9 protein-coding genes and 1 pseudogene are annotated in these 13,736 nt (G+C 44.8%); 9 read left to right on the plus strand and 1 reads right to left on the minus strand.

Annotation, left to right across the window (positions count from 1 at the left end; all coding sequences use genetic code 11):
• Positions 1 to 46: 46 nt before the first annotated feature.
• Positions 47 to 1,126: pseudogene (mnmA, locus tag GPK60_RS02305) on the plus strand (tRNA 2-thiouridine(34) synthase MnmA); the annotation flags it as partial.
• Here the strand turns inward: mnmA and GPK60_RS02310 are convergent.
• Positions 1,119 to 1,919: a histidinol-phosphatase HisJ family protein gene (locus GPK60_RS02310; RefSeq protein ID WP_215658771.1), complete on the minus strand. Its 801-nt coding sequence runs from the start codon at positions 1,917 to 1,919 to the stop codon at positions 1,119 to 1,121. The pseudogene mnmA and the gene GPK60_RS02310 sit on opposite strands and share 8 nt — an antisense overlap.
• 221 nt (positions 1,920 to 2,140) lie before the next feature.
• On the opposite strand from GPK60_RS02310, the gene gap reads away from it, so the two are divergent.
• The 8 genes from gap (at position 2,141) to eno (ending at position 13,681) form a co-directional block, all read left to right on the plus strand.
• Positions 2,141 to 3,154: a type I glyceraldehyde-3-phosphate dehydrogenase gene (gene gap / locus GPK60_RS02315; RefSeq protein ID WP_173897438.1), complete on the plus strand. Its 1,014-nt coding sequence runs from the start codon at positions 2,141 to 2,143 to the stop codon at positions 3,152 to 3,154.
• Positions 3,155 to 3,307: 153 nt separating this feature from the next.
• The gene (locus tag GPK60_RS02320) at positions 3,308 to 4,513 is read left to right on the plus strand and encodes a phosphoglycerate kinase (protein WP_173866427.1); all 1,206 of its coding nucleotides are present in this window, start codon (positions 3,308 to 3,310) and stop codon (positions 4,511 to 4,513) included.
• A 179-nt stretch (positions 4,514 to 4,692) separates the two neighbouring features.
• Positions 4,693 to 5,442 (plus strand): triose-phosphate isomerase, encoded by a 750-nt coding sequence (gene tpiA, locus GPK60_RS02325; protein ID WP_147631802.1) that lies wholly within the window; start codon positions 4,693 to 4,695, stop codon positions 5,440 to 5,442.
• 332 nt (positions 5,443 to 5,774) lie between these two features.
• Positions 5,775 to 5,978: a hypothetical protein gene (locus tag GPK60_RS15200; protein ID WP_252191265.1), complete on the plus strand. Its 204-nt coding sequence runs from the start codon at positions 5,775 to 5,777 to the stop codon at positions 5,976 to 5,978.
• A gap of 105 nt (positions 5,979 to 6,083) precedes the next feature.
• Positions 6,084 to 8,873: a transglutaminase domain-containing protein gene (locus GPK60_RS02335; RefSeq protein ID WP_215658772.1), complete on the plus strand. Its 2,790-nt coding sequence runs from the start codon at positions 6,084 to 6,086 to the stop codon at positions 8,871 to 8,873.
• 51 nt (positions 8,874 to 8,924) lie between these two features.
• Complete coding sequence (locus GPK60_RS02340) at positions 8,925 to 10,220, plus strand: homoserine dehydrogenase (RefSeq protein WP_147631804.1); 1,296 nt, start codon at positions 8,925 to 8,927, stop codon at positions 10,218 to 10,220.
• A 583-nt stretch (positions 10,221 to 10,803) separates the two neighbouring features.
• Entirely contained in the window at positions 10,804 to 12,345 is a 1,542-nt protein-coding gene (gene gpmI, locus GPK60_RS02345) for a 2,3-bisphosphoglycerate-independent phosphoglycerate mutase (protein WP_022119469.1), read from the plus strand.
• 88 nt (positions 12,346 to 12,433) lie between these two features.
• Positions 12,434 to 13,681: a phosphopyruvate hydratase gene (eno, locus tag GPK60_RS02350; protein ID WP_147631806.1), complete on the plus strand. Its 1,248-nt coding sequence runs from the start codon at positions 12,434 to 12,436 to the stop codon at positions 13,679 to 13,681.
• Positions 13,682 to 13,736 lie beyond the last annotated feature (55 nt).

The raw sequence follows: 13,736 nt of genomic DNA on the forward strand, positions 1-13,736 counted from the left end.
TCAGCATACAGCGTGCAGATTTTATGATCAAAGGAGTAAGGCGGAAAAGATTATGAGTAAAAAAGTAGTGGTTGGAATGTCGGGCGGAGTCGATTCATCTGTGGCAGCGATGCTGCTGAAACAGCAGGGCTATGATGTAGTCGGTGTGACGATGCAGATCTGGCAGGATGAAGCCGAGGAAGTCCAGCAGGAAAACGGTGGATGCTGCGGGTTGAGTGCGGTGGATGATGCAAGAAGAGTGGCAGAGACGATCGGTATACCATATTATGTGATGAATTTTAAAGACGATTTTCGGAAAAATGTCATGGATTATTTTGCGGATTCTTATCTGAATGGACAGACACCGAATCCATGTATCGCCTGCAACCGCTATGTTAAGTGGGAAGCACTTCTGGAGCGGAGTCTTCAGATTGGGGCAGATTATATTGCAACCGGTCATTATGCAAGGATCGAAAAGCTGCCAAATGGGCGTTATGCGATCCGCAATTCTGTGACAGCGGCAAAAGACCAGACCTATGCTCTTTATAACCTGACACAGAGACAGCTTGCCCACACACTCATGCCGGTTGGTGATTATGAGAAACCACAGATCCGCAAACTGGCAGAAGAAGCTTATCTGCCGGTGGCACACAAGGCGGACAGCCAGGATATCTGTTTCGTACCGAATGGCGATTACGCTTCCTTTATCGAAGAATATACCGGAAAGACCGTTCCGGAAGGCAATTTTGTGACACCGGACGGGAAAATCCTAGGAAGACACAAAGGGATCATTCATTATACGGTCGGACAGCGAAAAGGTCTGGGAATTTCACTTGGAGAGAGGGCTTTTGTCACAGAGATCCGACCACAGACAAACGAAGTGGTGATCGGAAACCGTGCCCAGGCCTGTCAGACGGTTCTTCGTGCCAACCATTTAAATTTCATGGCAAGGGAAGATATTCAGGAAGAAGATCATGTATTTGCAAAGATCCGCTACAATCACAAAGGGGCATACTGTCATGTAAAGCGGACCGGAGAAGATGAGATTACCTGTACCTTTGAAGAACCACAGCACGCAATCACGCCGGGACAGGCAGTGGTGCTCTATGAAGACGGATACGTGCTGGGCGGCGGTACGATTATATAAGTTCAAAAGTCGGCTTTCGTTTGCGGAATATCGCATGATAACGGAAGCCGCATTTTTTTAATATCGAACAGGCACGGTCAAAATCAGCCGCAATACGTTCTGGGGCATGTGCATCTGATCCGATGGTGACGATCTCGCCGCCAAGTTCGCGGTAACGTTTCAGGATATCTTCGTGCGGGTTCGGGTGTCCAAGTCCGGCTGCATAGCCTCCGGTATTGATCTCCATGCCAAGTCCTTTATCGATCAGAAGACGGATGATCTCATCCAGCCAGTCACTGTATTCTTTATAAGAATAGAACTGATTTCTATTTGGACCGTAGCGGACGACATAATCAATATGGCCGTAGACATCAAAGCAGGACATGGTATGCAGATTCTCAATGATCGATTCAAAATAAGAAATATAAGACTCTTTTTCGGTGCGTCCCTCAAAAAAAGCAGGATAGTAGGGATCCTGTCCGTTTACCACATGGGATGATCCAATCACAAAATCAAAATCCCAATTCTTCACAAGAGATTCGCAGCGCTCCTTCAGATAAGGCTGCAGACCGAGTTCGAGGCCGAATAATAATTCAATCTTGTGCTCATACTCTTCTTTGAGGGAGGTAAGCGTCTTGCAATAAGAAGGAATATCAGCTTCGAAGACCATCCCTTCGTCAATATAGTCATAGTCCATGTGCTCTGTGAAACACATGGCAGACAGTCCAAGAGAGATACCCTTTTCGACCATATCCCGCATCGGGGCGTCGGAATCGGCGGAAAAAGAGGAATGAAGATGAAAATCGGATCTCATAAAATAAAAACTCCTTTCAAAATACGGCAAAATTCAGGAAAAAACACCTGATTTTTCTCTCTGTTACAAGTTTATGAGAATAAAACACAAATGTCTAGAGAAATTCGTTGAAATTATACTTGAACTTTTTACAGAAATTAGGTAGAATAGAAGAAAGTTGTGGAATCTTTAACAATAAAGACCGCAATCATACTATTTAACATAATAGGAGGAAATTAATCATGGCAGTAAAAGTAGCAATTAATGGTTTTGGACGTATCGGACGTCTTGCATTCAGACAGATGTTTGGCGCAGAAGGATATGAAGTAGTAGCTATCAACGATCTGACTTCCCCAAAAATGCTGGCACACCTGTTAAAATACGATTCATCACAGGGTAAATATGCACTGGCAGACACAGTATCAGCAGGTGAAGATTCCATCACAGTTGACGGAAAAGAGATCAAGATCTACGCTTTCCCGGATGCAAACAACTGCCCATGGGGCGAGCTGGGTGTTGACGTAGTTCTGGAGTGCTCTGGATTCTACACATCCAAAGAAAAGGCTCAGGCTCATATCAATGCAGGTGCTCGTAAAGTTGTTATCTCTGCACCAGCAGGCAATGACCTTCCGACTATCGTTTACAATGTAAACCATGAGACACTGAAAGCTGAGGATCAGATCATTTCTGCAGCTTCTTGTACAACAAACTGTCTGGCACCAATGGCTAAAGCTCTGAACGAACTGGCTCCGATCAAATCCGGTATCATGGTAACAATCCATGCTTACACAGGTGATCAGATGACTCTGGACGGACCTCAGAGAAAAGGCGATCTGAGAAGATCCCGTGCAGCAGCAGTAAACATCGTTCCGAACAGCACAGGTGCTGCAAAAGCTATCGGTCTGGTTATTCCGGAACTGAACGGCAAACTGATCGGTTCTGCACAGCGTGTACCGACCCCTACAGGTTCTACTACAATCCTGACAGCAGTTGTTGAAGGAACAGTAACTGTAGACGAAATCAACGCTAAGATGAAAGCATCTACTACAGAATCTTACGGATACAACGAAGACGAAATCGTATCCAGCGATATCGTTGGTATGAGATATGGTTCTCTGTTTGATGCTACTCAGACAATGGTTCTGCCTCTGGACAACGGTACAACAGAAGTACAGGTTGTTTCTTGGTATGACAACGAAAACTCTTACACATCTCAGATGGTAAGAACAATCAAATACTTCTCTGAATTAGCATAATCTGTTAAATCAGACAAAGAAGACCTATCTGGGTCCGGTCTTTTGGACCGGGCCCTTTTTATCTTAGTCGGAGAAGACTCTGCGGCTAAATAAGTGGCTCCGCAAGGATGCACATTAGAAAATCCGTATGTATGATACAAGGAGGAAATAAGAATGCTTAATAAAAAGTCAGTTGATGATATCAACGTAAAAGGCAAAAGAGTCCTGGTTCGCTGTGACTTTAACGTACCTCTGAAAGATGGCAAGATCACAGACGAAAACCGTCTCGTAGCAGCTCTGCCAACTATCAAAAAACTGATCGCGGACGGCGGAAAAGTAATCCTTTGCTCTCATCTGGGCAAACCAAAGGGAGAACCGAAACCGGAACTCTCTCTGGCACCGGTAGCAGTACGTCTCTCTGAACTGCTTGGTCAGGAAGTAAAATTTGCAGCTGATCCGGAAGTTGTAGGACCGAACGCAAAAGCAGCTGTAGAAGCTATGAAAGACGGTGAAGTTGTTCTGCTTGAAAACACTCGTTACCGTGCTGAAGAAACCAAAAATGGCGAAGCATTCAGTAAAGATCTGGCATCTCTGTGTGATGTGTTCGTAAACGATGCATTTGGTACTGCTCACAGAGCACACTGCTCTAACGTAGGTGTTACCGAATATGTAGATACCGCAGTTGTTGGATATCTGATGCAGAAAGAGATTGATTTCCTGGGCAATGCAGTAGAAAATCCAGTTCGCCCGTTCGTTGCAATCCTGGGTGGTGCAAAAGTAGCAGACAAACTGAATGTTATCTCCAACCTGCTTGAGAAATGCGATACTCTGATCATCGGCGGCGGTATGGCTTATACTTTCCTGAAAGCTCAGGGCAAAGAGATTGGTAAATCTCTGGTAGACGACAGCAAGATCGACTACTGCAATGAGATGATGGCAAAAGCTGAGAAGCTTGGCAAAAAACTTCTGCTTCCGGTAGATGCAGTTGTTTCCGCAGATTTCCCGAACCCGATCGATGCTCCGATCGAAGTAGAGAACGTATCTGTAGATAATATCCCGGTTGACAAAGAAGCTATGGATATCGGAAAAGAAACAGCAGCACTGTATGCAGATGCAGTAAAAACAGCAAAAACAGTTGTTTGGAACGGACCGATGGGTGTATTCGAAAACCCGACACTGGCAGCAGGTACGATCGCAGTAGCAAAAGCTCTGGCAGATACCGATGCAACAACCATCATCGGCGGCGGCGATTCTGCAGCAGCAGTAAACCAGCTTGGATTTGGTGACAAGATGAGCCACATCTCCACAGGCGGTGGAGCATCTCTGGAATTCCTGGAAGGAAAAGAACTGCCGGGCGTAGCAGCAGCTAACGATAAGTAAACACTTAACGAAAACAAGCCGAAGTCGACGTTTGAGTTTTAGTGTTTACTTAGTTCGCCGCTCTTAGCGAATGGGAGCGAAGCGAAACATGAGGTTAGAGGCAGGCGAACATCCCGTTTGCACTTAACGAAAACGAGCCAAAGGCGATGTTTTACAATATGTGAAAAGAGGATAAGATCATGGCAAGAAAGAAAATTATTGCTGGTAACTGGAAAATGAACATGACTCCGAGTGAGGCAGTAAAATTAGTTGAAACTCTGAAACCACTGGTAAAAAATGATGAAGTTGATGTAGTATTCTGCGTACCGGCTATCGACATCGTTCCTGTAGTAGAAGCTGCAAAAGGAACAAACATCCAGGTGGGTGCTGAAAATATGTACTTCGAAGAGAAAGGTGCCTACACAGGAGAAATCTCCCCGAACATGCTGGTAGATGCAGGCGTTAAATACGTTGTTCTGGGACATTCCGAGAGAAGAGGATACTTCGGAGAAACAGATGCAGATATCAACAAAAAAATGCACAAAGCATTTGAGCATGGCCTGACACCGATCATGTGCTGCGGCGAATCTCTGGAACAGAGAGAGCAGGGCGTAACCATGGACTTCATCCGTCAGCAGGTTAAGATCGGATTCCAGGGACTGACAGCAGATCAGGCAAAAGCAGCCGTTATCGCTTACGAGCCGATCTGGGCTATCGGAACCGGCAAGACTGCTACAACAGAGCAGGCTCAGGAAGTATGCAGCAAGATTCGTGAGTGTATCGCTGAAGTATACGATGACGCTACAGCAGCAGAGATCCGTATCCAGTACGGCGGATCTGTAAACTCCAAGACAGCAGCAGATCTGTTTGCTCAGGCAGACATCGATGGCGGACTGGTTGGAGGAGCATCTCTGAAAGAAGAGTTCGGTCAGATCGTAAATTATAAATAATCAGCCATTTTTGGCTAAATAGTCCAAACAAGAAAGAATAAAACGCCCCCAAATGCAAAGAAAATTAGTAAATATTACTAATTGAATTGCGTTTGGGGGTGTTTTTTAATATTGCAACTATCACCTTCAACGATCACTTTTAATCGTTTAAAACCTTGCCATTTAAAAAAGTGATAGTTATATAAATGTTTTTATTATTGTTTCATATGAGAATGTAAAAACAGGCACGCCGACATGGTCGCAGCTTGGATCGGACGGAACGCACAACGAAGTGGCGGACAGTCCGATCAAGGATTATAAAAATATCATGTATTCTCTGCATTTTTATGCAAATGAATGGAGCCATAATGAGCATGTCGGATGCGAGTGGCAATGGTCAGATCAGTACGATAAATACCGGGAAATGGCTGAAAAGGCTGGATCAGACAAATATGAGCTATTTCTGCTGGAGTTTGACAAACAAAAACGAGTCCAGTGCCTTATTGGCTCCGGGAAGCAGTAAAACAGGAAACTGGAAGAAAAAAGACCTGTCATAGGCAGGTCGATATCTCCGTAAAAAATACCGGGCAAAACGATAAAAATTTGTTGAGAATGGCAGATGGCCTTGCTATAATGAAGAAAAAAGGAAAGGAAAGAATTTTATGGAAGAGAAAAGAGAAAAACAGTTCCGGCGGATCATATGCTGCCTGCTCCCATTGTGCCTGTTTCTGGTGTGGGTTAATATTCTGCCGGTATCTGCACAGACACAGTTGTCAGCATCCGCACAGATACAGAGTGCGGCTCCGTGGGGTACGGAAACGGTAAAAGAAACCAGAGCATATTATGATGGTGCTTACTGGAGGGTTCCGGCCGGCTGGTATCATTATCAGCCGACGAAAGATGTATGGAAAGACTTGTTAGTGAGCAATTCGGAGGATTATTTCACAGACTACTATGTAGCAGTCTGGAAGAAAGCAGATGGCGGATACGAACTGGCAGGGCAGATCGGAGATGTGGCACATCAGGTTCAGGGAAGTACGAGCGTCAGTATCTGCTGGAACAAGGACGTGGATTATTATATTCAGATTGTTTCAGACAGCAAAGAAACATTTCGACTGGATGTCAGCTGGACACTTGAAATTACAAGACCGGAAGTTCCAAGCGATGTGACTGTATCCGGGGCAGATGGAAAAACAGAAGTTTCTGTTTCAGGCAAAGAAGAATTAAAATGGATACAGTATACCGTTCCGGAAGATGGAAGGTATAAAATCCGGTTTGCGGATGCAAAAAATATGGCACGTGTGGATATTTATAAGCTGCGGGACGGACGTTTGACGGATTTGGGCGGTTTGGTACTGGATTTTAACCGGAACTATCAGGACTTCAAAAAGGGTGATATCCTTTATGTCCGCTGTACTTCCTGGCAGGATGCCACTTCCTATGAGCTTTCTATTAAAAAAACAGAAGAACATTATTATGAGGAAAACAAAGAGCATGCCGGGACGGTACGCAGCAATACAAAAGCCAGCACCGTTGCAAATGCTCAGGCTCAGGCAGTGATAGAATATCTGAACGCAGTTTATAAGAATACAGACCGCGGACTTTATGTTGGACATATGGATCAGACGGATAAAAATGTACTGAAAAAACTGGCACAGAAGATCACGGAAGGATGCACGACAGAAACGCAGAAAGCCGATGCGATCGTTCGCTGGGTAGGAAGAAATATCAAGTACGATACCAGTGCATCCAGTTATTCTCCGCAGGTATTCTACACAAGAACCGGTGACTGTTACGGAGATACCATGCTGATTGCGGATCTTGCCAGACTTTGCGGTCTGCGTGCGGCTGTCGCAGAGGGATGGAAAGCAGATCTGACCAGATGGACGATCGAAGAGTTATCGGATATCACAGGACATGCCTGGAATTATATTTATGCAGACGGACAGTGGAGAATGTATGACGGTCTCTGGGGCAACTATAACATGACCGATCCGTCAGCAGTTGCTGCAAAGGGTTATTATTCTTCCGGTGTGGAGGGGATTTATCTTATTGGAAAGGGTGTGGATTCTTCCTTTGCATCCATTTCTCTGGATGCCTGGGCACAGGTTTATCAGAATGGGGAATGGCTGCTTCTGCAATATGGCATGCCGATCAATGCTTATAAACGTGCATACTGGACAGACGACGACGGAGAATTTATAAGAGAAGATGAGACGGGTGTTGGATGGTCCTCAATCCGGGCAGATGATCGCTTTTATCCGGTGTTTGCAGAAGGCTATCAGGAAGATATCAATGGTCAGCTGCTTCGAGGAACATCCGGACAATATTATAAAGACGGAAGGCCAAGACCGGAAAATTCCAGACTTTATATAAATGGCTGGTTTGGGTATCCGCCGGAAGAAGGGGAAGAAGATCCGGTATGGGATTCTTACGCCGGAAAAGACGGCGTTCTTTACAATTACACGCTTGAGAATATTGATGGAACAATGTATTATTTTGGACAGACCGGTCATGCATTCAGACTGAATATGTCACCGGGTCAGTACTCCATGACTGATGGGGTTCTGACGGTTCCGACCGGGATCAGCGGTCAGATTCTTGCAGATCGTTCCATTCAGAAATATGCGATCCATAAAAATGAAAATGCCAAAATTGTATTTCGCGATTATGACAGCAGTCTGGTAGATGTCAGCGAAGACGGAACGATCACAACCAAACAAGAGGGTTATGTAACGATTTACTATGATGTTGTCTCGACGGATGGCAGATATTATGTCTCAAATGGGAGTATAGAATTTTTGATCTCCAATAAAGCAAAACCGACGCCGGATTATGCAGACCGTCCGGTTGATAATTCTTCTTTTGCTGCTGATGACAGCAAAGGAAATGCTGATAACAGCGATGGAACAGAAAAAGTGATCGCACCGAAAATGTATGAACTTTCGAAAGAACAGTATGTATACAATGGAAAAGTGAAGACACCGGAAGTACGGATCTACGGCAAGCATGGAGATCAGCTGCCGGACACTGCCTTTACGGTGAAAAAAGCATCCGGAAGAAAGAATGTCGGAACATATACTTATAAAATCACGTTCCGCGGTGCATATAAAAAATATGGAATCAAAACACTGACATTTAAGATTCTTCCGAAAGGGACAAATCTTACAAAAGTCGGCAGGGCGAAAAAGGCACTGACCGTAAAATGGAAAAAGCAGACAGCAAAAATGCCGGAGAATCGAATTAACGGTTATCAGATCCGCTATTCCTTAAAGAGCAGCATGAAGCAGTCTAAAATGGTTCGGGTAAAAGGTTATAAAAAGAGCTCTGCCAAGATCAGAAAACTGCAGGCAAAGAAAAAATATTATTTACAGATCCGAACCTATATGACAGTCGGCAAAAAGACTTACTACAGCAAGTGGTCCGCAAAGAAAAATGCGATCACAAAATAAAATAAAATGCAGAAATAAAACAAAATACAAAGCAGAAAGGTGCAAATCATAATGAAAGAATACAAAGAAATCCAGGTGGCACTTTTAGGACTTGGAACCGTCGGACTCGGCGTATATAAAGTATTGCAGATGCAGAAAGAAGAAATGCAGCATAAGATCGGTACCGAGATCAAGATCAAGAAAATCCTGGTGCGAAATCTGGAAAAAGCAGCCGGGAAAATCGAAGATGCCTCTGTGCTGACAGACAGCTGGCAGGAGATTGTAAACGATGACGAGATTCAGATCGTGATCGAAGTAATGGGCGGCATGGAGCCGGCAAGAACGTATATCATGGAAGCGATGCAGGCAGGAAAACAGGTCGTGACGGCAAATAAAGACCTGATCGCAGCCGATGGAAAAGAACTGATGGATCAGGCGAAGAAAAGCGGATGCGATCTGCTGTTTGAAGCAGCGGTTGCCGGTGCGATCCCGATCATCCGACCGCTCAAACAGTGCCTTGCCGGAAATCATTTGAGTGAAATCATGGGAATTGTCAATGGAACCACGAACTTTATCCTGACAAAAATGGCACAGGACGGCATGGAATTCGAAGAAGCCCTGGCACTGGCGACAGAGCTTGGCTATGCAGAGGCCGATCCGACCGCGGACATCGAAGGTCTGGATGCCGGACGAAAAGTAGCGATCATGGCGTCGATCGCTTTCAATTCCCGTGTGACCTTTGACGATGTTTATACCGAAGGGATTACAAAGATCACCGCATCCGATATCCGCTATGCAAAAGAAACCGGCAGCGTGATCAAACTTCTCGGCGTGGCACGCAACACACCGGAAGGAATCGAAGTACGCGTCCATCCGATGCTGATCCCGGAAAGACATCCACTGGCATCCGTCAATGATTCTTTCAACGCCGTTTTTGTACATGGTGATGCCGTGGATGATGCCATGTTCTACGGCCGCGGAGCCGGAGAACTTCCAACGGCAAGTGCGGTGGTCGGAGATATCTTTGATATTGCCAGAAACCTCCAATATGAGTGCTGCGGCAGGATCAGCTGCACCTGCTACAAACAGCTGCCGATCAAAGCAATGGATGACATCTGTTCTAAATACTTCCTGCGTATGCTGGTAGAAAACGAGCCGGGTGTCCTGGCAGCCGTAACCGCCGTGTTCGGCGACCGCAAAGTCAGCATCGAGCAGATCATCCAGAAAAAGAAGATCGGAGAGCTGGCAGAGATCGTAGTCATCACCGAAAAAGTAAAAGAACGCCATGTAAAAGACTCTCTGAAAGCATTTGAAGAGATGACAGCAGTGAAAAAAGTGTCATCTGTGATCCGCGTGTACGGAGAGTAGGGAGATTGAAAGAAATTTCAGAAATTTTTGCATTAATTATGGTAGAAACGATATGAAAATAGAATGATAACTGTAAAACGAATAGGGAAATAGTTATGAAAATACCTTGTGATTTGAACAAAATGAGGAAAACTATAGTAATTGTAACACACGATCCTAATGTAGTTCAATATGCATCTAAAAGTATTACTTTATAAGAAAAAAATAATGCAAAAGTAATCAAGTTTGAATGTAATTAAAGAGAAAGAAGATGAGTGAAAACCGTCAGTAAAGATATAACTAAATAATAAAAATTAAAAAGTAATATTGAAAATTAAAATGTTATATGCTATAATGCTGTTCGGGCGATAAAATGGGAAAATAAAGATTCATTAAAACACAGAAAACCTCTGGTACTGCCATACCAGAGGTTTTTTTGTTATTTTTTGCAGAAAATAACAAAACTGAGGTCAGGTTATCGTTGATTTAAGAATTGACGGCTACCTGAAAATCATGTAGAATAAATGCGAAGCAAATATGGTTAAAGAATCCGGGGTTTTTAAGCTCCGGCATCATCATTATAATATAAAGGAGAAATGGAAAAATGAGCAAAAAGCCAACCGTTTTGATGATTCTTGATGGATATGGACTGAATGATAAGGTAGAAGGCAACGCAGTAGCACAGGCGAAAACTCCGGTTATGGACAAGCTGATGGCTGAGTGTCCTTTCGTAAAAGGCAATGCAAGTGGTCTGGCAGTAGGTCTGCCGGATGGACAGATGGGTAACTCTGAAGTCGGACATCTGAACATGGGCGCCGGACGTATCGTATACCAGGAACTGACCAGAATCACAAAAGAAATCCAGGATGGAGATTTCTTCAAAAACGAAGCACTGCTGCATGCAGTAAAGAGTGCAAAAGAAAACGGAAGTGCCCTGCATCTGTTCGGTCTGCTCTCTGACGGCGGTGTACACAGCCACAATACACACCTGTACGCACTGCTTGAGCTGGCAAAAAGAGAAGGTCTGGAAAATGTTTATGTACACTGCTTCCTGGATGGACGTGACACACCACCTGCATCAGGCAAAGGCTATGTAGAACAGCTCGTTGATAAAATGAAAGAGATCGGCGTCGGACAGGTTGCAACTGTTATGGGACGTTACTATGCAATGGATCGTGACAACCGCTGGGATCGTGTAGAGCTGGCTTACAATGCTATGGTAAAAGGCGAAGGTGCAGAAGCAGCATGCGGCATCTGTGCAGTACAGAATTCTTACGACAACGGAAAGAACGATGAGTTCGTAGTTCCGGCTGTTGTTAAGAAAGACGGAGCACCGGTTGCAACAATCAAAGACAAAGATTCTGTAATCTTCTTCAATTTCCGTCCGGACCGTGCAAGAGAGATCACCCGTGCATTCTGTGCAGATGAGTTTGACGGATTCGCAAGAGAAAAGAGACTGGATCTGACTTATGTATGCTTCACAGAGTACGATGAGACGATTCCGAATAAAGAAGTAGCATTCCACAAAGTTTCTATCACAAATACCTTCGGTGAATTCCTGGCAGCACATAACATGACACAGGCAAGAATCGCCGAAACAGAGAAATATGCACACGTTACCTTCTTCTTCAACGGCGGAGTAGAAGAACCGAACAAAGGCGAAGACCGCATCCTGGTAAAATCCCCGAAAGTAGCTACTTACGATCTGAAACCGGAGATGAGTGCATATGAAGTATGCGACAAGCTGACCGGAGCCATCCGTTCTGAAAAATATGATGTGATCATCATCAACTTCGCAAACCCGGATATGGTAGGACATACCGGTATCCAGGCAGCAGCGATCGCAGCAGTGGAAGCAGTCGATGAATGTGTAGGCAAGACCGTAGAAGCTTTGAAAGAAGTTGGCGGACAGATGTTTATCTGTGCGGATCACGGAAATGCAGAGCAGCTGATCGACTACGAAACAGGTGCACCGTTTACCGCACATACAACCAACCCGGTTCCGTTCATTCTGGTAAATTATGACGAGAACTATACACTGCGTGAAGGCGGATGCCTGGCAGATATCGCTCCGACTCTGATCGAGATGATGGGTATGCAGCAGCCGGCTGAAATGACAGGAAAATCTCTGCTGGTACGCAAATAATTTCTGAAGATCAGTCTTTGTATATGCAAAGCGATGTATAAAGAAAAACAAAAAGGACACACTATCCACAAGGAGGTGTGTCTTTTTTATGCAGAAATTCATTGCAATCAAAGATGTGTACGCAAGGGAAATTCTGGATTCCAGAGGGAATCCTACGATAGAAGTGGAAGTACTGGCTGAGGGAGATATTGTTGGGAGAGCGGCTGTGCCGTCCGGAGCTTCGACCGGGCAGTTTGAGGCGGTAGAACTCCGTGATCAGGAAAGACGTTACAATGGACTTGGCGTGCGGCGTGCCGCAGAACATGTCAACACGATCCTGGCAGATTGTGTGATTGGTGATAATGTACTGGAACAGCGGAAAATTGATGAAAAACTCTGTCATATAGATGGAACAGAGAACAAAGAAAATCTGGGGGCAAATGCAATTCTTGGCATATCAATGGCAGTAGCTCAGACGGCGGCAAAGGCACTGCATCTGCCGCTGTATCAGTATCTTGGCGGAACGTTTGCCCATCAGATGCCGGTGCCAATGATGAATATTTTAAATGGAGGACGTCATGCATCCAATACCGTCGATCTCCAGGAATTTATGATCATGCCGTTTGGGGCAGAGAATTTTTCAAAAGGACTTCAGATGTGTGCAGAGATTTACCACACACTGAAAAAGATTCTGGATGTCCGGGGGTTATCAACCGGAGTTGGAGATGAGGGCGGATTTGCCCCGAACCTGAAAAATTCAGAAGAAGTTCTGGATGTCATTGTGGAAGCGGTTGAGAAGAGCGGTTATCAGATGAAAAAAGATATTATGATCGCACTGGATGCGGCGGCTAGTGAACTTTACGATGAAAGACAGGGAATCTACCGGTTTGAAGGAGAAGGAAAAGAACGCACCACAGAAGAGATGATCGCATATTATAAGAGACTGACTGAAAAATATCCGATTTTTTCTATCGAGGACGGATTGTTTGAAGATGACTGGATTGGATGGAAACACCTGACGGAAGAACTGGGGCAGAAAGTACAGCTGGTGGGTGATGATCTGTTTGTGACAAATACCAGACGTCTGCGAAAAGGCATAAAACTCGGGGCTGCCAATGCGATCCTAGTCAAAGTAAATCAGATAGGAACACTGACGGAAGCGTTTGAAGCGATCGAACTTGCAAAACGGAGCGGGTACGCTGCGATCATCTCGCATCGTTCCGGTGAAACAGAGGATACGATGATTGCAGATATCGCAGTTGCCACAGGAGCCGGACAGATCAAAACAGGAGCTCCGTGCCGCAGCGAAAGAATTGCAAAATATAACCAATTATTGCGTATTGAAGAGCATATTTAAGTTGACAAAGAAATACAAACTATGCTAAACTGTTTTTGTTTGGTATAGGAGGTGT

It is taken from the genome of Ruminococcus sp. MCC718 (assembly GCF_018783905.1).
GTDB classification, from domain to species: domain Bacteria; phylum Bacillota; class Clostridia; order Lachnospirales; family Lachnospiraceae; genus Hominisplanchenecus; species Hominisplanchenecus faecis.